The organism is Streptomyces sp. NPDC059010 (genome assembly GCF_042740355.1).
Classification (GTDB): domain Bacteria; phylum Actinomycetota; class Actinomycetes; order Streptomycetales; family Streptomycetaceae; genus Streptomyces.
In genome coordinates this window covers 13,885-33,678 of record NZ_JBHYJA010000073.1, presented here as the reverse complement: position 1 = coordinate 33,678, position 19,794 = coordinate 13,885, and the positions used below count along the sequence as shown (strand labels likewise).

Below are 19,794 nucleotides of genomic sequence, written 5' to 3'. Positions count from 1 at the left end.
CGGGGGGGGGTGCGGGTCGGGCGTGGGGGGCGGCGGGCAGAGTGGTTCCTGGCGGCGCGCACCCCGCGGCCTCCGCCCCCGGGCGAGCGACGAGGTGCGGCGGGGCGTCCTGGTAGTCGTACTTCATGCCCTCGGCGGGCCGGTCCTGGGAGAGCAGTCCCGAGTTGAACACCCCGGCCGCGACGACGCTCTTTCCGAGCTCCTGGGCGGCGGGCAGGACGTCGTCCAGTGCCGACTGGTCCAGGAGCGTGTAGCGGCCGGCGAGCATGACCACGTCGGCGGCGGTCTCGCGCAGGAAGCGGGCGAGCAATACCGACTGGTTCATGCCGGCGCCGATCGCACCGATCACACCCTGGTCGCGCAGCTCGGCGAGGGTGGGCATGGCCTTGTCGGCGGCCTGCGTCCAGTGGTCGTCCGGATCGTGCAGGTAGACGATGTCGAGGCGGTCCAGGCCGGTGCGCTCCAGGGTGTCCTCGATGGAGCGCAGCACGCCGTCGCGGCTGAAGTCCCACTGCCGGCGCAGGTCGTCCCGTACGACGAAGCCCTCGGTGTCGACGCCGCGTGGCCGTTCGTTGGGCACGAGCAGCCGGCCGACCTTGGAGGAGATGACGTACTCGTCGCGCGGGCGGCGCTGCAGGGCGGCGCCCAGACGGCGTTCGGAGAGGCCGAGGCCGTAGTGCGGCGCGGTGTCGAAGTACCGGAGACCGGCCTCCCAGGCCGCGTCGACGGCGGCTGTCGCCTCCTCGACCGGGGTGACGCGGTAGAGGTTGCCGATCACGGATGCTCCGAAGCCGAGGTCGGTGAGCGGGACGGACGTGTTCTGGATCTTCGGGTGGTGCAAGACGTGCTCCTGGGATACGTGCGATGGGGCGCCGGTCAGCGTCTGACGTGGGGCGATCCGCCCGCGACGAGCGCCTCGACCTCGGCGAGCGAGGCCATGGAGACATCTCCGGGCGTGGTCATGGTGAGCGCGCCGTGGGCGGTGCCGTAGGCAAGGGCCCGCTCCAGACCGCTTCCGGTGAGCAGGCCGTGGATGAGTCCGGCGGCGAAGGCGTCGCCGGAGCCGATGCGGTCCAGGACGTGCAGGCCGGGCATCCGGGGGCCGGTGACGAAGCCGGTTCCGGTCGACCAGGCGGCCGAGGACCAGTCGTTGACCCCGGCCGAGGGCACCTCGCGCAAGGTCGTCGCCAGTACTTTCACCCCGGGCAGCAGGCCGGCCACCTCGGCGAGCGCGTCCGCCACCGCCTCGGCCGCGACACGGGTCTGTCCCGGGTAGGTCCCCGCCAGGCCCAGGGCTCCCACCACGACGTCGGCCTGCCCGGCGAGCCGCAGGTCGACCTCGCGGGCCCGTTCGGCGCCGCCCCGGCCGGCCCAGAGGCTGGCGCGGTAGTTGGGGTCGTAGGAGACCGTGAGGCCGTGGCGGCGGGCCGCGGCCATGGCTTCGTCGGCGACGTCGACCGTGGTGTCGGACAGGCCGGCGAAGATGCCGCCGGTGTGGAACCAGCGCGCTCCGGCCGAGAAGACCGTGTCCCAGTCGACGTCGCCTTTGCGCAGCTGGGAGACGGCGGTGTGGGCGCGGTCGCTGACGCCGAGCGCGCCGCGGATGCCGTAGCCGCGTTCGACGAAGTTGAGGCCGTTGCGGGCAGTGCGGCCGATGCCGTCGTCGGGCACCCAGCGGATCAGCGAGGTGTCGACCCCGCCCTGCAGGATCAGGTCCTCGACGAGCCGGCCCACCGCGTTGTCGGCGAGCGCGGTCACCACGGCCGTGCGCAGGCCGAAGCAGCGCCGCAGTCCGCGTGCGACGTTGTACTCGCCGCCGCCCTCCCAGACCTGGAAGGTGCGGGCGGTGCGGATGCGTCCCTCGCCCGGGTCGAGGCGGAGCATGACCTCGCCCAGAGCCACCACGTCGGTCACGGCGTACTCCTGTCCACCGCGTCGGCCGTCAGTCGGCGGATCTCCTCGTAGTCGCCCCGCTCCAGATGGGCGGCGGTGGCCATCCAGCTGCCGCCCACGGCGAGGACCGCCGGGACGGCGAGGTAGGCGGCCATGCGGTAGGCGTCGATCCCGCCGGTCGGTACGAAGCGCGTGCCGGGGAAGGGTGCCGCGAGCGCCCGCAGCGTGGGCAGGCCGCCGAGCGGCTCGGCGGGGAACAGCTTGACGGTGTCGAGGCCCGCCTTCAGGGCGCGCATCAGCTCGGTGGCGGTGGCGGTACCGGGCACCACGGGTATCCCCAGCTCCCGGCACGCGGCGACGACCTCCTCGTCGAAGCCGGGCGAGACCACGAAACGGGCGCCGGCGGTCACGGCCCGCTCCGCCTGCTCGGGGGTGAGGACCGTGCCGGCGCCGACGGTGAGCCCACCGTGGGCGGCCATCGTCTTGAGCACCTGCTCGGCGCCGGGGGTGCGCATGGTGACCTCGGCGCACCGGGCGCCGCCCGCCGCGAGCGCGTCGGCCAGCGGGCCGGCGGTCGCGGGGGACGGCACGGTCAGTACCGGCAGGAGACGGGCTCCGGCCAGTACGGAGGCCAGGTCGGTGCCGCTCACCGGCCGAGCCATCCGCCGTCGACGGGCAGGACGACGCCGTGGACGTAGGCGGCGGCCTCGGAGGCGAGGAACACCGTGGCGCCCGCCAGGTCGTCGGCGTTGCCCCAGCGGCCGGCCGGGATGCGGTCCAGGATCGCCTTGCTGCGCACCGGGTCGTCCTGCAGTGCCTGGGTGTTGTCGGTGGCGATGTAGCCGGGGGCGAGGGCGTTGACGTTGACCCCGTGCGGGGCCCACTCGTTGGCCAGCGCCTTGGTCAGCCCGGCGATGCCGTGCTTGGCGGCGGTGTAGCCGGGGACGGTGATGCCGCCCTGGAAGCTGAGCAGCGACGCCGTGAAGATGACCTTCCCCCGGCCGCGGGCCACCATCGTCGCGCCCACCGCCCGGGTCAGCGCGAACTGCGCGTTGAGGTTGACCTGGAGGACCAACTCCCAGTCGGCGTCGGTGTGTTCGGCGGCCGGAGCGCGGCGGATGGTGCCCGCGTTGTTGACGAGGATGTCCACCGGCCGCTCGCGCCCGGCCAGGTTCGCGCCCAGGGCCCGTACGGCCTCGGGGTCGGCGAAGTCGGTCCGGATCGCCTCGAACGTACGGCCCGCGGCGAGAACGTCCTTCTCCACCGCGCTGCCCGACTCCTCCAGCGAGGCGCTGACACCGATGACGTCCGCGCCGGCCTCGGCGAGCGCACGGGCCATGGCCCGGCCGATGCCGCGCCGGGCGCCGGTGACGACGGCGAGCTTCCCGGTGAGGTCGAAGGCGGTCATACGGCGGCTCCCTGGGCGTCGTCGGTGCAGTCCACGAGGATCTTCATCACGTCGCCGCCGCCCTCCAGGGCCTCGAACGCGGCGGGCGCCTCGGTGAGCGGCACGACCTTGCTGATGAGCCGCTCGGCCGGGATCGTGCCGTCGGCGACCAGGGCGACCGCCTTCTCGAAGTCGGAGCGGTCGTACAACCGGGCGCCCACCAGGGTGAGTTCGCGCCAGAAGAAGCGGTGCAGGTTCACCTCGCGGGGCCTGGGGTGGATGGCCACCAGGCACAGCCGGCCGCGCACGCCCAGCACCTCGACCGCCGTGTCCACGCCGCCCGCCGCGCCGGACACCTCGAAGGCGACGTCCGCGCCCGCGTCCCCGGTCCACTGCTCCACCAGCGCCGGGACGTCGTCGTCGACCGGGTTCCACGCCGCCAGCCCCAACTCCTCGGCGAGCAGCCGCCGGTGGGCGCTCAGCTCCACCACCCGCACGTCGGCGCCCGCGGCACGTGCGACCAGCGCGATCAGGATGCCGACCGGGCCGCCGCCGACCACGACGACCTTCTCGCCCGCACGCACGGCGGCGCGGCCCACGTCGTGCACGGCGACGGCGGTGGGCTCGACGAGCGCGGCCCGGTCGAGGGGAAGGGAGTCGGGCAGCCGGATCAGGGTGGAGGCGGGTACGGTCCAGCGCTGCTGCATCGCGCCCGGGGAGTCGATGCCGATGAAGTCGAGGTGCTGGCAGATGTGCCGATGGCCGGCGCGGCAGGCGGGGCAGGTGTCGTCCCAGCGCAGCGGCATCACCGTGACCGCGTCGCCGGGCTGCCAGCCCTCGACGCCCGGGCCGACGCTCACGATCCGGCCGGACATCTCGTGTCCGAGGACGGCGGGCGCGGCGACCCGGGCGTCCATGTCGCCGTGGAAGATGTGCAGATCGGTGCCGCAGATGCCGACGTAGGCGGGGGCCAGCTCCACCTCACCCGGACCGGGAGAGGAAGGCTCGGCGGGCGCCGTGTCCAGGGTGCGGGCGGATGTGTAACGGACGGCGAGTGTCATCGTGTCGTCAGGGTCCCTTCAGCGCGGACGCCGATGGTCAGCAGCAGGTTGGCGTAGGTACGGGTGTCGGCGGTGACGATCGCCAGCGCCAGGTCGGGCGAGCGGGCGGCGTCGTAGAACTCGAAGCGGCCGAGCGTGTCGACCGGGACGGGCGCCAGCATGGAGCGGTACTCCTCGATGGCCGGCGGCTCCGGCTCGCCCTCGGGCGGCACCATCACCTGGGCCGCCTCGACGGGCAGGGCGCGCAGCAGGACGTCGAGCACGGAGGTGACGTCCAGCAGGCCGGGGGCCAGGTTGAGGTGGACGGTCCGGGCGCGCTCGCCGGTGGCGGTGCTCGCGGGGTAGTGGCCGTCGGCGAGGAGGACGCGGGCGCCGTGGCCGGCTCCGGCGAGGGCTTCGAGGATCCCGGGGTGCAGTAGTTCGGTCAGGAGCACGGGAGTGTCCTCTCCCTCTCGTCGGACAGTCGGTAGAAGGCGGTCGCCGTACCCGAGAGCACGGCCTGCGTCTCGCTCTCGGAACAGTCGTGCAGCAGTTCTTCGGCGGTGGCGGCCCAGCGGTTCCAGCCGCCGGCGAGCACGCAGACCGGCCAGTCGGAGCCGAACATCAGCCGGTCGGGGCCGAAGGCGGAGAGCAGGACGTCCCACACCGGGCGGATGTCGTCGATGGTCCACTTCTCGTGGTCGGCCTCGGTGACGAGACCCGACACCTTGCAGCGGACCTGGGGATGCCTGGCCAGTGTCCGCACCCACCGAGTCCAGTCGGTCGGTTCCCGCCGGGCGAGCGGCGGCTTGCCCGCGTGGTCCAGGACGAGCGGCAGCTCGGGGAGCCGTTCCGCGAGACGGATCACCTGCGGGAGCTGGTGACTGCGGACCAGCACGTCGTATCCGAGCCCGCGCTCCCCGACCGCCCTCAACCCCCTCTCGACGTCCGGCCGTTGGAGCCAGTGCGGGTCGGACTCGCCCTGCACGACGTGTCGTACGGCCCTCAGGTACCGGCCCGCGGACCCGGTCCCCAGGTCGTCGAGTACGTCGCCGATCGCGGGGGACGTCAGGTCCGCCCAGCCGACGACGGCGCCGATCAGCGGGTCGCTGTCGGCCAGGGCGAGCAGGTCACGCGTCTCGGGCACGGACGCGATGCACTGGACCGCCACCGTGCTCGTCAGTCGCCGTCCGGCGATCGGGCGGGTCGCGGCCGAGCGCAGGGCGTGCGAGCTGAAGGTGCGGCGGATCGGCTCGTGCCCGGGCTCGTCCAGCCAGGGCTGCGGCCGGACGTCCAGGTCCCACACATGGTGGTGGGCGTCGACGAGAGCCGGGGCGTCAGACACGAGCGGTCCAGACGGGGCCGTCGGGGTAGGCGTATTCCTTGAGGGATTCGGCGTGCATCTGTGCGCTCAGCCCCGGCAGCGTCGGTGCCAGGTAGTGGCCGCCGACGATGCGCACCGGGTCGACGAAGTGCTCGTGCAGGTGGTCGACGTACTCGATGACCCGGTCCTCGATCGTGCCGGAGACGGCGACGTAGTCGAACATCGACAGGTGCTGGACCATCTCGCACAGGCCCACGCCACCCGCGTGCGGGCAGACCGGGACGCCGAACTTGGCGGCGAGCAGCAGGATCGCGATGTTCTCGTTGACGCCGCCGACCCGCGCGGAGTCGATCTGCACGATGTCCACGGCGCCGGCCTGGAGCAGTTGCTTGAAGACGACCCGGTTGGCGATGTGTTCGCCGGTGGCGACCTTGATGGGGCTGACGGCCTTGCGCACGGCGGCGTGGCCGAGGATGTCGTCGGGTGAGGTGGGCTCCTCGATCCAGTACGGCTGGTAGGGGGCCAGGGCGCGCATCCAGTCGATCGCGGGCTGGACGTCCCATCTCTGGTTGGCGTCCACGGCGATGCGGATGCCGTCGCCGACGGTCTCGCGGGCGGTGCGGATGCGCCGTACGTCGTCGTCCAGGTCCGCGCCGACCTTCAGCTTGATCTGGGTGAAGCCGTCGGCGACGGCCTCGCGGGCCAGCCGGGCCAGCTTCTCGTCGGAGTAGCCGAGCCAGCCGGGGGTGGTGGTGTAGGCGGGGTAGCCCTGGTCGAGCAGGCGGCCGATGCGCTGTTCGCGACCGGGCTCGGCGCGCTTGAGGATCTCCAGGGCCTCCTCGGGGGTGAGGGCGTCGCTGAGCCAGCGGAAGTCGACCTGCGCGACCAGTTCCTCCGGCGACATTTCGCCGAGGTAGCGCCACACGGGCTTACCGGCCCGCTTGGCGGCCAGGTCCCAGGCGGCGTTGACGACCGCGCCGGTCGCCATGTGGATGGCGCCCTTCTCCGGGCCGAGCCAGCGCAGTTGGGGGTCGTGGACGAGGGAGTTGGAGAACGCGCCGAGGTCGGCGCAGACCGCGTCGACCGACAGGCCCACCACATGTGGGGCGAGAGCGGCGATGGCGGCGGCCTGGACATCGTTGCCGCGGCCGGTGGTGAAGGCCAGGGCGTGGCCCTCCAGTCCGTCGCCGGCGTCGGTGCGCAGAACGACGTAGGCGGCGGAGTAGTCGGGTTCGGGGTTCATCGCGTCCGACCCGTCCAGGTGCTCGGACGTCGGGAAACGCACGTCCAGGACGTCAAGGGCAGTGATGCGGGCGGAAGCCGGAAGATCGGGCAGGGCGGATGACATGGCGGCAACTCCTGTAAACGCACGGGGGCATGGCCCGCGACGAGGTGAAGGGAACGGCGGAGCGACTCCGGCGGCGCAGGCCGCCCGGTTCACTCCTGGACCTTGCCGCCCGTGATGCGCGAGATGGTCAACGCGACGAGGATGATCAGGCCGTTGAGGGCGCCGATCCACTGGGCGGGGACGCCGGCGAGGGTGAGCACGTTCTGGATCATGAAGAGCAGAAGGATGCCGCTGAACGCCCCGAACATGGTGCCCTTGCCGCCGTTGAGGCTGATCCCGCCGATGACGGCGGCGGCGAAGACCGTGAAGATGTAGCCGTTGCCCTGCGCGGAGGCGACGGATGCCAGGCGTCCGGAGAGCATCAGTCCGGCGAGGGCGGCGAGCACGCTGCCGGTGACGATGACGATCCACAGCACCCGGTCGGTGCGGATGCCCGCCGCCTTCGCGGCGTCGACGTTGCCGCCGATCGCGTAGAGCGAGCGCCCGAAGCTCGTCCAGCCGAGGACCGCGATCGCGGCGGCGAACAGCACCAGGCAGATCCAGATCGACGCGGGCATCCCGAACCACTGTGCGGTGCCGAGGTAGAGCATCGACTCCGGCAGCTGGAAGAAGGTCTGGCCGCCGGAGATGCCGGTGAGGATGCCGCGCAGGACGATCAGCATGCCGAGGGTGACGATGAAGCCGTTGAGGCCGAAGCGGATGATGAGCAGGGCGTTGATCACGCCGACGAGCGCGCCCACGGCGAGGGTGACGGGGACGGCCCACACGCCGGGGAGCAGTCCGAGTCCATGGGTCGCGCCGGCCGGCACCACCAACCAGGCCGCGACGCCGGGCGCGAGGCCCATGGTGGACTCCAGCGACAGGTCCATCTTCTTGACGATCAGGACCATCGCCTGGGCGAGGACCAGCAGGGCGATCTCGGACATGGTCTGCAGGACGTTGATGAGGTTGTCGGCCTGCAGGAAGACCGGGTTGACGATCTGTCCCACGATCGCGATGACCACGATGGCCGGGACGAGCGCGAGGTCACGCAGGCGGGCCAGGGGTATCCGGCCGCCGAGCAGCGCGCTCCGCCTGGGCTGCCCGGACTCCGGGGCCTTGGCGGCGGTGTCCGCGAGGACGGTTTCAGGCATCACTTCAGGCATGCAGGTCCACTCCTTCCATCGCGGCCACGAGGTCGTGGTCGTGCCAGCCGCGGGCGATCTCTGAGGTCACTCGGCCCTGGAACATCACCAGGACGCGGTCGCACATGCGCAGGTCGTCGAGTTCGTCGGAGGCGATGAGCACTCCGGTGCCGGTGTCCGCGGTCTCCTCGACCTTGCCGAGGAGGAACTCCTTGGAGCGCACGTCCACGCCCGCGGTGGGGTTGATCAGGACCAGCAGCCGGGGGTCGTCGGCGAGGGCGCGGGCCATGACGACCTTCTGCTGGTTGCCTCCGGACAGGGCGGAGACGGGCAGGTCGGGGCCGGGGGTCTTGATCGCGAGGTTCTCGATCAGGCCTTCGGCGAGCCGGTCGCGGCGGCCGCGGTCGAGGAAGCCGTTCTTGCCGAGCCGCTTCGGCACGGACAAGGTGGCGTTGTCGGCGATCGACATGTCGGGAACGAAGCCCTGGTGGTGCCGGTCCTGGGGCACGAACCCGGCGCCGGCGGCGAGCGCTGCGGGCACGCTGCCCGGCCGGGGGCGCGTGCCGGCGATCTCCACCCGGCCCGCCGTCGCCGCCCGCAGTCCCACGACGGTCTCGGCGACCTCGGTACGGCCGCTGCCGGCGGCGCCCGCGAGGCCGACGATCTCGCCGGCCCCGATCCGGAAGCTGACGTCGTCGTACCCGTCGCCCTGCAGCGCGCTGACGCTCAGCGCGGCCGGGGCGCCGGGGTCGAGGGTGCTCGCCCGGTCCTCGCGCCGGTCGGCGGCCGCCTCGCCGGTCATGGCGGCGACGAGTTCGGCGCGGGGAAGGCCCGCGACCGGCGCGGTCACGATGTGCCGGGCGTCCCGGAACACCGTCACCATGTCGCAGATCTCGTAGATCTCCTGCAGATGGTGGCTGATGAACAGGAAGGTGACACCCTGGCGTTGCAGGTCGCGGATGCGGTCGAAGAGGCGGTTGATGGCCGCCGCGTCGAGCTGGGCGGTCGGCTCGTCGAGGATGATGAACCGAGCCCCGAAGGACAGCGCCCGGGCGATCTCGACGAACTGCCGCTGCTCGACGCTCAGGTCACCGGCCGGGGTCTGCGGGTCGACGTCCACCGACCAGGTCGACAGCAGTTCCTGTGCGCGGCGGCGGGTGGCCTGCCAGCTGATGAGCCGGCTCTGTCCGCGGTCGTGCCGGTTCAGGAAGAGGTTCTCGGCGACGGTCAGCGTGGGGATGATCGTCGACTTCTGGTAGACGCAGGCCACGCGCCGACGCCAGGCGTCCCGGTCGGTGAGCCGGGGGGCGGGCTCGGCGCCGAAGGTGACCGTGCCCTCGTCGGGCGCCTGGAGGCCGGTGAGGACCGACACGAGGGTCGACTTGCCTGCTCCGTTGCGGCCGACGAGTGCGTGGGTCTCACCGGGCCTGATGGTCATCCGGGCGCCGTTCAGGGCCACCGTCGGACCGAATCGTTTGACTATGCCCGTCGCCTCGACGACGGGCGGGTCGGAGGGGACCCGTCCGTCGTCCGCCGGCGCGGGCGCGGGGGTGACTGTCCGCTCCCCGTCGCTCATCTCAACCGCCTTGTGTGCGTGAGCCGTTGCCGTACCGGATGGACCATCAGCCGAGGTTGTTGCCCCACAGCGACTTGTCGTCGCTCTTGACGCTGGGGACGCCGCCGTAGGTGCCGCCGTCGGCGGTGACGAGCGGGGCGGAGAGCTGGTCCTCCAGCAGGCCGTCGCGGACCTGGATGATGGTGCTGTCGTGGTCGGTCTTGCCGGGCTTGAACGTCTTTCCGTCGATCGCGGCCTTCAGGTAGTACAGGGCGTACTTGGCGTAGAGGTCGGCCGGCTGGGAGACGGTGGCGTCGACCTTGCCCTCGGCGATGGACTTGAGCTCCTCGGGGATGCCGTCGTTGGAGACGACGAAGACGTGCTTCTTGTCCTTCGGGTCGACCAACAGGCCCTTCTGCTTGAGGACTTGGAGCGTGCCGGACAGGGCGAAGCTGGACTGCATGTAGATGCCCTTGATGTCCGGGTGGGCGGTCAGGTCCGTCTGGAGCTTCTGGGCGGCGACCGCACCGTCCCAGTTGGTGGCCTCGCCGAACACCCTGATGTCCGGGTAGTTCTTCTTCATGCAGTCGTTGAACGCCTCGGTGCGGTCCCGGCCGTTGATGGAGGACAGGTCGCCCTGGAGCATGACGACCTTGCCCTTGCCGCCGAGCTTGGTGCCGAGGTACTGACAGGCCTTCTCGCCGTAGGCGCGGTTGTCGGCGCGCACGACCATGAACACCTTGCCGGTGTCGGGGCGGGTGTCGACGGTGACGACGGGGATCTTCTTGGCTTCCAGCTGCGCGAGGGTGGGCGCGATGGCCGCGGTGTCCTGCGGGGCCATCGCGAGGCCCTTGACGCCCTGGCTGATGAAAGTCTGCGCGTTGGCGGTCAGCTTGGCGACGTCGTTCTGCGAGTTGGTGGTCTTCAGGTCCAGCCCCAGCTCCTTGGCGTACTGGGGCGTGTACTTGATGTAGGAGTTCCAGAAGTCGGTGTCGGAGCGCGGGTAGTCGACGCCGACCAGCGGCGCGCCACTCGACGACGCCGCGGTGCTGGGGCCGCCGCCGCAGGCGCTGAGCAGCGCCAGTGCGGAGAGGGCGGAGACAGCGGAACAGAGGGCGGTTCTGAGTCTCATCGGTGCTTCCTCGCGCCGGTCCCGTAGCGGGAGTTGTTTCGCCTCGGCGACGTCTGCGTATCGCCGGTGCAGCAGAGATGGGATGTTTATAGGCGGGTCTCTGGAGTGCTGTCCAGACCCTTGTCGATATCCGTATCGAAACTCCAGCTCAACGACTCCACAAGAGCTGCAAGTTTCGCCATGCAGGCAAGATCCATCCCATCAATCCTCGCCACCCGGCGACTGCGGGCGACCATGATGCTCTGACAGACATGCCATGTTTGCATGGCTCCAAATCACCACAAACATGGAGTGAATCGGCTCAAATGCCTGACCAGAAGGCGCTTTTCATCCCTGCACACCGGTTGACATCCCAGGGAGACATGGCGGACCTTCATGCGTAACAAGCGGCGCCCTGTGCACAGCAGCCACGCCGCCTCGTGTCCCCTTGCAGCCCCCCTGTCCCCTCCTGCACCAGGGATGTCTCTCCATGTCGAGTTCGATCAACAGACGCCACTTCCTGGCCGGCGCCACCTGCGTGGCCGCGGCGACCGTCGCCGGAGGTGTGTTCGGTTCCGGCATCGCCCATGCGGCGCCCAGCACCTACACGCCCGACTGGAACTCGGTCGACCAGCACCCGCCGGCCCCGGAGTGGTTCCAGGACGCGAAGTTCGGGATCTACTTCCACTGGGGCGTCTTCAGCGTCCCCGCCTACGACAACGAGTGGTACCCGCGGAACATGTACCAGGCGGGCAGCAACGCCAACCAGCATCACGTGGCGACCTACGGCCAGCCCTCGGCATGGCCGTACCACAACTTCATCAACGGAGCGCGGGACCTGGCGGGCAACACCGTGCAGTTCGCGCCGAAGCTGAAGTCGGCCGGCGGGAAGTTCGACCCCGACGAGTGGGTGCAGCTGTTCGTCGACGCCGGCGCCAGGTTCGCCGGCCCGGTCGCCGAGCACCATGACGGCTTCTCCATGTGGGACAGCCAGGTCAACGAGTGGAACTCGGTGGACAAGGGCCCGGGCCTCGACCTGCTGCGGCTCTTCTCCACGGCCATCCGCGCCAAGAACCTCAAGCTGCTGGTGGCCATGCACCACGCGTACAACTTCACCGGCTTCTATGAGCACGTCCCCGCTCAGACGGACCCCAGCCTCAAGAAGCTCTACGGGCAGCTGGGGTCGGCCGCGCAGAACCAGCTCTGGTTCGACAAGCTCAAGGAGGTCATCGACCGTGCCCAACCCGACATCCTGTGGCAGGACTTCAATCTGGACGCCGTCGACGAGCAGCAGCGACTGAACTTCCTGGCCTACTACTACAACCAGGCGGGCAGCTGGGGCCGTGAAGTCGTCGCCACGTACAAGGACGGCATGAACGGCAAGGGCGAGGTCTTCGACTACGAGCGCGGCGGCCCGGCCGACATCACCACCCCCTACTGGCTGACCGACGACAGCATCTCCAGCAGCAGCTGGTGCTACACCCAGGGCATCGGCTACTACACGCTCCAGCAGATGCTGCACTCGTTCCTCGACCGGGTCAGCAAGAACGGCAATGTCCTGCTGAACATCGCGCCGATGGCCGACGGCACCATCCCCCAGGCACAGAAGGACATCCTGCTCGGCATCGGAGACCACCTGAAACGCTTCGGCGAGTCGGTGTACGCGACCCGCGCCTGGACCGAGTACGGCGAGGGCCCGACGAAGATGGGCGGCGGCTCGTTCACCACCCCGCACGCCGGTACTCCGCAGGACATCCGCTTCACCCGCAACAAGTCCGGCAACGTCCTGTACGCCACCGTCCTGGGCTGGCCCGGCAGCTCGCTGACGATCAAGACCCTCAGCTCGGACCGCATCAACCTCTCCTCGCTGACCTCGGTCAAGCTCCTCGGCACCACCGCCGGCACCTACATCGACCTGCCGACGCCGGCCCAGAGCGCCTCCGGCCTCACGGTCACCCTGCCGTCCTCGGCGCCCTACAGCGCGAACGCCTACGTCCTGAAGCTGACCTTCTCCGGCACGATCCCGGCGCTGCGGCCGCTCGCCGGAGCCGTCGCCTTCACCAACGTCAACTACACCGGCACCGCGGGCGTGTTCACGGTCGGCGACCACACCGCGGCCGACCTGACCGCGGCCGGACTCGGCGCGCGCACTCTCTCCTCCCTCCGGCCGGCGCCCGGTTACCAGGTGATCGGCTACTCCGGGGACAACTTCAGCGGCACCTCCTGGACGTTCACCGCCGAGAACCCCGACCTGCGGGCCACCGGCAACAACGACCAGATCACCTCGCTGAGGGTGCAGTTCAACCCGGCGACATACTTCCGGATCACCAACGCCACCAGCGGACTCGCCCTGGACAGCGGCGGCACCGTGGGCTCCGGGTCCAACCTCAAGCAGTGGACCTGGGACGGCAGCTCCAACCTGCAGTGGCACGCCGAGCCGGTCGGAGGCGGCTACTACCGGCTGGTCAACCGCACCAACGGCATGGTCGCCGACGGCTGGGGCGCCACCTCCGACGGCTCTCCGGCCCGGCAGGCGCCCTGGAACGGCGGCACCAACCAGCAGTGGAAGATCGTCCACCGGGGCGGCGACCGCTACTCGCTCGCCAACCGCACCACCGGACTGGTCCTGGACGGCGGCGGCAACGTCGACTCGGGCTCCGTCACCAAGCAGTGGACGTACGGCAGCAGCACCAATCTGCTGTGGAGCCTCACCGCCCTCTGATCCCTCTCTCACCCAGCCACCCGCCGCCGCCCGGATTTCGTCCAAGCCGACCGGGCGGCGGTGGGTCACCACACCGGTGAGCCCCCGACGCACCGCCGACCGGACAAAGGAGTCCCCCGTGACGGCCAGCCCCATCGACCGCAGACGGTTCCTCACCGCGGCCGCACTGACCGCCGGAGCCGCCGGTCTGCCCGGTGGCCTGCTCTCGGGCCGGGCCGAAGCGGCCGTGCCGCCGCAGATCACGTTCCCCGAGCGCGGCATCCACGACACCTCACCGGCCGCCTCCTGGACCGACGGCTTCCTCACCGGCAACGGCGAATACGGGGCCGTGCTGCACGGCGCTCCCGCCCTGGAGAAGGTGGTGCTCAACCACCACCGGCTGGTGCTGCCGAACGGCACCCGTGACGTGACCCCGCCCGTGATCGCCGGCCGTCTCGAAGGCGCACGCGACAAGGCGCTCGCGGGTGACTACACCGGGGCCAACCGGGACTACGCCTCGGGCTGGTCGCTGCGCTGGACACAGGCCTACCACCCCGCGTACGAACTGCGCATCGACACCCCGGGCATGACCACGGTCAACGACTACGGGCGGGTCACCGACTTCCGTACCGGCGAGGTGAGTTCGAGCTGGACCGACCAGTTCGGCACCTGGACCCGCCGGGCGTTCGTCTCCCGGGCCGACAAGGTCATCGTCCACGAGCTGATACCCGCCTCCGGCCGTACCGTCGACACCACCCTGAGCGTCCACACCGCGCTCGACGGTCTGCCCGGCAGCCTGAGCTTCACCACGCGCGCCACCGTCACCGGCGGCTCCGGCTACCTGAACCTGCGCGGCACCTACCCCACCGGCCAGGGCGCGTTCGGCTACGAGGGCGTCACCCGCGTCGTCGCCTCGGGGACCGGCGCCACGGTCAGCGTCAACGGCTCCACGATCGTGGTGGCCAAGGCGGCGCGGGTGCTGCTGCTGACGAAGCTGGGCCGCTACGAGTCGTCCACCGGCTGGGACTCCGAGCCCCTGCACGCCCAACTCGCCGCCCTCGGCACCGACTACGCCGCGCTGCGTTCACGGCACACCGCCGTGCACACCGATCTGTACGACCGCTCCCGCCTCGACCTGAACGTCTCGGCCGCCGACCGGCAGCTCTCCGTCAGCGAACTGATCTCCCGTCAGAACGCCGACCGCAGTGTCATCGACACGGCGCTGCTGGAGCGCCTCTACGACTCCGGCCGCTACTTCTTCATCAGCTCCAGCGGCATCCTGCCACCCCGCCTCACCGGAATCTGGGCCGGATCGTGGGGCGCCGCCTGGGCCGACGACTTCACCACGGACGCCAACGTCAACCTCCAGGTCGCGGGCGGCAACATCCTCGACCTGACCGAGGCCATGGAGGGCTACTTCAACCTCATCCTCGGCCAGCTCGACGACTGGCGCACCAACGCCAAGAACCTCTACGGAGCCCGCGGCTTCCTCGCCCCCTCCCGCACCGACGGCGAGTACGGCCACATGCTCCACTTCAACAACGGCAACTTCCCAGGCCACTGCTGGACCGGCGGCGCCGACTGGCTCCTCTACCCGCTTCTGGAGTACTACGAGGTCACCGGCGACCAGGCTTTCCTGCGGGACAAGCTCGGCCCCGCGCTCATGGAACTGGCCCTGTTCTACGAGGACTTCCTCACCCGCACCGACAGCGACAGCAAGGCAGTCTTCGTACCGTCCTTCTCCATGGAGAACGCCCCCGGCAACACAGGCGTCTACTACTCGATCAACGCCACCGGCGACATCATGGCCGGCAAGCACGCCCTGCAGGCCGCGATCGACGCGGCCAACGCCCTCGGCGTCGAACAGGGCGGCGGTCAGGGTGTCGCCCGCTGGACGGCACTGCTGAAGAAGATCCCGGACTACCGCGTCAACAGCGACGGCGCGCTCGCCGAATGGTCCTGGCCCGGCCTCACCGACAACTACAACCACCGGCATGTGCAGCACCTGTACGGCGCCTGGCCGCTGCACGAGATCAACCCCGAGGACGCGCCCTCGCTGGTCGGCCCGGCGAAGCGGGCCCTCGAAAAGCGCGGCGACCAGAACATCTCCGCCCACGGCAGCCTGCACCGTGCCCTGGCCGGGGCCCGGCTGAAGGACGGCGGACAGGTCTACGGCAACCTGAAGAAGATCCTCGGCAACAACATGGTCTTCAAGTCGCTGATGACCTCCCACAACCCGAACCTCGACATCTACAACGCCGACGCCGCGAACGCCATCCCCGGCGTGCTGGCCGAGGCCCTGCTCTACAGCCGTCCCGGAGTGCTGGAGATCCTCCCCGCGCTCCCCGACCAGCTGCCGAAGGGCTCGATCACCGGGGTCAGGGCCCGCGGCCGGATCCGAATCCACAGCTTCTCCTGGGACCTCGACGCGCGGACCGCCAAGCTGTCCGTCACCTCCGCCGTCAACCAGGACATCACCCTGATCAGCCGCCGCGGCCTGGACTCCGTGACCACCACGGCCACCGTCGCCTCCTCCTCCCTCGGCACCCACGCCAGAAAGGTCACCCTGACCGCCGGTCAGCGCACGGACATCACAGTCGGCCTGCTGGGCGGCTTCGTCCGGCTGGTCAACCGGCGCAGCGGCAAGGTGCTCGACGTCGCCAGTGGCAGCACCGCCGACGGCGCCAAGATCATCCAGTGGGGCTGGTCCGGCAGCCAGAACCAGCAGTGGCGACTGCTGCCCAACTCCGACGGCTCCTTCCGTCTCGCCGCCCGCCACAGCGGCAAGGTCCTCGACAGCCCCGGAAACTCCGGCCAGGGTGACCAGCTCATCCAGTGGCAGGACAACAACAGCGACAACCAGCACTGGAAGCTCGTCGACGCGGGCAGCGGATACGTCCGGCTCGTCAACGTCCGCAACGGGCTGTGCGCGGACGTCGAGAGCGGCTCTTCGGCCGACGGCGCCCGCGTCATCCAGTGGCCCGTCGGCAACGGAACCAACCAGCAGTGGCAGGTCGTCGCCCTCTGACCATTGGGGTCGTCCCCTTCTACGGTCCGCTCAGCACCGTGTCGACGGTGCTGAGCACCAGGTCGTGATCACGTGTCAGCCGGGGCCGCAGCGACAGCGGACCGCCGGGACCCGCGCACCGGACGGCCGGAAACACGCTGACGTCCCGGCGGTCGAAGAGATCGCCGGTCACCATCGCCAGGCGGACCTCCGGCCCGCCGTAGGCGCTCAGGCGCAGATCCCACAGCGCCTCCCCGCCGGGATGGAGTTCGGCCACCACGTCGACCGGCAGGGTGATGTGGAAGTCGCCGTACGCGTCGACGGGACAAGGGGCGTCGATGACGTCGCCGCCGTTCGCCCGGAGCCGGGCGATGAAGCGGTAGTGGTGCGCCCGCGCGGTCCTTCCGTGGAGCGAGCCCTTCAACCGGAGGGCGTGGTCGTCGACTTCGACGGAGGAGACCTCCGCGTGCGCGGGTCGCAGCCAGGTGCGTACGGCGAGCTCTCCGCCTTCGGTCGCGTACGGGATCCACGTCCGCACCCCCTCGTCCGCCGGCCGGAGGGCTGCGGGATCCAGGAGGCGCGCGGTCTCGACGAGCCCTGCTCGGACCGGTCGTGACCTGCTTCCGCCGGCGTGTTGGAGGACCACGTCCCAGTCGCCCTCGGCGAGTTCCCAGTGACGTTGGTCGAGGGCGGCCCGCATACTCCCGGCGCCGTCCGTGCCGGGCTGTTCGAGCTGAATCCGCGGCGTGGCGGCGGTGTTCTCGTTCCGATGTCGCAGGACCACCTCCCATCGGCCGGACGGCAAGTGGTCCGCGGACACGTCGAACGCCAGCGAGCCTCCCGGCATGACCTCACAGCCGGCCGTGACCGGCTGCCCCAGCCGGGCGACGCGCAGGGCGGACAGCCGGGTTCGCCGCCGCGGACCGGTCGCGGCCTTCTTCGACCGGCGGCCGAGTTCCGGCCGGAGGTCCGTGAACAGGGCCTCGTACTGCGCGGCGATGTGTTCGGGGCGGAAGCGCTCGGAGCTGCGCCGGGCCGCCGCGGCCATCCGCCCGCGCTCGGCCTCGTTCTCGATCAGTCGGCACAGTGCGTCGGCGAGCGCGTCCTCGACCGGGCCGTGGGCCGGGACCAGGAGGCCGTCCTCGCCGTGCGTGATGATCTCGCGGGGCGTGTGGTCGCAGTCGGTGCTGACCACCGGGAGCCCGGAACTCATGGCCTCCACAAGGGACATGCCGGACGGTTCGCTGCTGCTGGACACCACGGCGAGAGCACCTTTGGCCCACTCCGGTTCCATGGGCGTGCGGGCCCCCATCAGCAGCACGTTGTTGTACAGGCCGAGTTCCTCGATACGGCGACGGAGACGGAGCCGCTCCCGGCCGCGTCCGTAGATCCGCAGGCTCCAGTCCGGGTGTACGGTCACGACCTTGGCGAAGGCGTCCACGAGACGGTCGTAGCGCTTGACCGGTGTCAGTCGACCGCCGGCCAGGACTGTCCGGGACGCGCCGGTGGAGGGCTCGGCGTCCGGCGCGGAGCAGCACACGGGCAGGGTCGTCCAGCGCGTCCGCACGTCGTGGAGCGCCGCGCGGTGGGCCCGTTCGTCGGCTTGGGACAGGGTGACGTAGACGTCGAGGCGGGAGACGGCCGCGTCCAGATCACCCAGGAGGGCGGCGCCGTGTGCGTCGCGGCCCGCGTGTTCCTGGCCGACGCGGAGGTAGTCGGTGCGGCCGTGCCGGGCCAGGAAACAGACGAGGTACGGGCGCGTCGCGATCACCACGTTGGAGTCGGTGCTGCGCAGGTGTGCGGCAAGGCGTGTCTCGCCGAGCCTGCTCGGCGGTGTCCAGCCGGCATGGAGGGAATCGTGCGGGCACACCGTGCCCGGCGAGCGCAGATCGGCCGCTTCGGCCGCGGTCCGCCGGGCGGTGGGCCGGAGATCCACCAGCGCCCGCGTCCTCACCCGCTCCCCCACCGCGAGCGGCATCCGGTCGGCGGTCCGGCAGGTGGAGACGATCTCCACCTCGTGACGTGTCGCGAGTGCGGCGGCGAGGCCGGCCGTGGCCCGCACCGTGCCGTCGACGGCGTAGGCGTTGTGGAGCAGAAAGGTGATCTTCACGGGACTCGTCACTCGCTCGATGGGCCGATGCCGCGGGCCGGATGGGCGCTGTCGCCTCCATCCCATCCCGACTCCCGCAGGCATCCACTCCGCCGACCAGCGGGAGCACCCCCGCCGACAGGCTGGAGTCGAACCGGCCCGGGTGAGAAGAAACTCCGGCATCGTCGGCAACCTTTCCGCTCCCCGCGACCACTGAGCTGTGCACCATCGGCTCGATCCTCCGAACGGACAGGTATGCAGACAGCAAGGCAGGCCGCGCGGCAGCGCAGGCACAGACGCCGGCTCATACTGGGCACCACGTTGGCACTGGCCGCCGCGAGCGCGCTCGCCTACCTGGTCATGGGGGTGCTCCCCGACCACCGGGCGGACACGGTCGCAGCCGCGCCCACACCCGTCGCCACCACCCAGGTGAAGGCAACCGCCCCGACCGAGACGAGCACCCCGACCGCGTCGGGGACGCCAACGCCCACCAGCAGCCCCAGTGCGAAGGCCACCGCAACCACCGCGTCGGCACGACCGTCGGCCACAGGCACCCCACAGCCCCGGCGAACGGCCTCCACCACGGCGGTAGCGGCGGGGCGGATTCGGCCCGGCGCCACCTACACCGGGGTCGCCACCGCCTACGAGGCCGCGGACGGAGACGGCGCCTGTCTGTTCGGCCCGAGCCCCGACCTCATGATCGCGGCCATGAACACCACGGACTACGAGACGTCCAGGGCGTGCGGCGCCCACGTGCTCGTCCGCGCGGCCAACGGCAAGTCGATCACCGTACGGATCACCAACGAATGCCCGTCACCCTGCGCACCCGGGCAACTCGACCTCAGCCAGCAGGCCTTCGCCAAGCTCGCCGACCTCAAGGTCGGCCGGATCCCGATCACCTGGCAGCTGCTGAGCCCCAGCACCTCCGAGACGATGTCCCTCAGGTACAAGACCGGGTCCAACCCCTATTGGTGCGCCATCCAGGCGATCGGCCACCGCAACCCGGTCGCCCGCCTGGAGGTCCGAACCGGCGGCGGCTGGCGGCAGTTGCCCCGCACGGAATACAACTACTTCGTCTCCGCCGACGGCAGCGGGTGCGGTGGCTCGATCAGAGTCACCGACATCTTCGGGGAACGCCTGACCGTCAGCGGGATCGCGCTGCGGCCGGACGTCAAGCAATCGACCGGGGTTCAGTTCGCCCGGCACTGACGCGGC

Annotated in this window: 15 protein-coding genes; 3 read left to right on the top strand and 12 right to left on the bottom strand. The window is 70.7% G+C overall.

Annotated elements, in window-relative coordinates:
- From ACFWYS_RS44230 to ACFWYS_RS44180, 11 genes are all read right to left on the bottom strand, one after another.
- The coding region (locus ACFWYS_RS44230) for an aldo/keto reductase (RefSeq protein WP_384782275.1) at window positions 1-841 on the bottom strand (841 nt) is incomplete at its 3' end.
- Window positions 842-876: 35 nt separating this feature from the next.
- Complete coding sequence (locus ACFWYS_RS44225) at window positions 877-1,914, bottom strand: PfkB family carbohydrate kinase (RefSeq protein WP_384782273.1); 1,038 nt, start codon at window positions 1,912-1,914, stop codon at window positions 877-879.
- Window positions 1,911-2,543, bottom strand: a complete 633-nt coding sequence (locus tag ACFWYS_RS44220) for a bifunctional 4-hydroxy-2-oxoglutarate aldolase/2-dehydro-3-deoxy-phosphogluconate aldolase (RefSeq protein ID WP_384782271.1) — start codon at window positions 2,541-2,543, stop codon at window positions 1,911-1,913. The genes ACFWYS_RS44225 and ACFWYS_RS44220 overlap by 4 nt, the downstream gene beginning before the upstream one ends.
- A complete protein-coding gene (locus tag ACFWYS_RS44215; RefSeq protein ID WP_384782269.1) occupies window positions 2,540-3,301 on the bottom strand; it encodes an SDR family NAD(P)-dependent oxidoreductase in 762 nt (253 codons plus the stop codon). The genes ACFWYS_RS44220 and ACFWYS_RS44215 overlap by 4 nt, the downstream gene beginning before the upstream one ends.
- Entirely contained in the window at window positions 3,298-4,341 is a 1,044-nt protein-coding gene (locus ACFWYS_RS44210; protein ID WP_384782267.1) for a zinc-binding dehydrogenase, read from the bottom strand. The genes ACFWYS_RS44215 and ACFWYS_RS44210 overlap by 4 nt, the downstream gene beginning before the upstream one ends.
- Window positions 4,338-4,775 (bottom strand): RbsD/FucU domain-containing protein, encoded by a 438-nt coding sequence (locus ACFWYS_RS44205; RefSeq protein ID WP_384782265.1) that lies wholly within the window; start codon window positions 4,773-4,775, stop codon window positions 4,338-4,340. The genes ACFWYS_RS44210 and ACFWYS_RS44205 overlap by 4 nt, the downstream gene beginning before the upstream one ends.
- Window positions 4,766-5,665 (bottom strand): amidohydrolase family protein, encoded by a 900-nt coding sequence (locus ACFWYS_RS44200; RefSeq protein ID WP_384782263.1) that lies wholly within the window; start codon window positions 5,663-5,665, stop codon window positions 4,766-4,768. Before ACFWYS_RS44200 ends, ACFWYS_RS44205 begins: the two co-directional genes overlap by 10 nt.
- The gene (locus tag ACFWYS_RS44195; RefSeq protein ID WP_384782261.1) at window positions 5,658-6,992 is read right to left on the bottom strand and encodes an L-fuconate dehydratase; all 1,335 of its coding nucleotides are present in this window, start codon (window positions 6,990-6,992) and stop codon (window positions 5,658-5,660) included. The genes ACFWYS_RS44200 and ACFWYS_RS44195 overlap by 8 nt, the downstream gene beginning before the upstream one ends.
- Window positions 6,993-7,081: 89 nt before the next feature.
- Entirely contained in the window at window positions 7,082-8,125 is a 1,044-nt protein-coding gene (locus tag ACFWYS_RS44190; RefSeq protein ID WP_384782279.1) for an ABC transporter permease, read from the bottom strand.
- Between the two features lie 4 nt (window positions 8,126-8,129).
- Window positions 8,130-9,692, bottom strand: coding sequence for a sugar ABC transporter ATP-binding protein (locus tag ACFWYS_RS44185; protein WP_384782259.1), 1,563 nt, complete (start codon window positions 9,690-9,692; stop codon window positions 8,130-8,132).
- Between the two features lie 46 nt (window positions 9,693-9,738).
- Window positions 9,739-10,803, bottom strand: a complete 1,065-nt coding sequence (locus ACFWYS_RS44180; protein WP_384782257.1) for a sugar ABC transporter substrate-binding protein — start codon at window positions 10,801-10,803, stop codon at window positions 9,739-9,741.
- Between the two features lie 469 nt (window positions 10,804-11,272).
- Between ACFWYS_RS44180 and ACFWYS_RS44175 the strand changes: the two genes are divergently transcribed.
- Both ACFWYS_RS44175 and ACFWYS_RS44170 read left to right on the top strand, forming a co-directional pair.
- A complete protein-coding gene (locus ACFWYS_RS44175) occupies window positions 11,273-13,504 on the top strand; it encodes an alpha-L-fucosidase (protein WP_384782255.1) in 2,232 nt (743 codons plus the stop codon).
- Between the two features lie 118 nt (window positions 13,505-13,622).
- Window positions 13,623-16,511, top strand: coding sequence for a glycoside hydrolase N-terminal domain-containing protein (locus ACFWYS_RS44170; protein WP_384782253.1), 2,889 nt, complete (start codon window positions 13,623-13,625; stop codon window positions 16,509-16,511).
- A gap of 19 nt (window positions 16,512-16,530) precedes the next feature.
- Here the strand turns inward: ACFWYS_RS44170 and ACFWYS_RS44165 are convergent, their stop codons facing one another.
- The gene (locus ACFWYS_RS44165) at window positions 16,531-18,612 is read right to left on the bottom strand and encodes a glycosyltransferase (protein WP_384782251.1); all 2,082 of its coding nucleotides are present in this window, start codon (window positions 18,610-18,612) and stop codon (window positions 16,531-16,533) included.
- 222 nt (window positions 18,613-18,834) lie between these two features.
- Here ACFWYS_RS44165 and ACFWYS_RS44160 point away from each other — a divergent pair, with 222 nt between their 5' ends.
- Window positions 18,835-19,788: an expansin EXLX1 family cellulose-binding protein gene (locus ACFWYS_RS44160; protein ID WP_384782249.1), complete on the top strand. Its 954-nt coding sequence runs from the start codon at window positions 18,835-18,837 to the stop codon at window positions 19,786-19,788.
- Window positions 19,789-19,794: the final 6 nt, after the last annotated feature.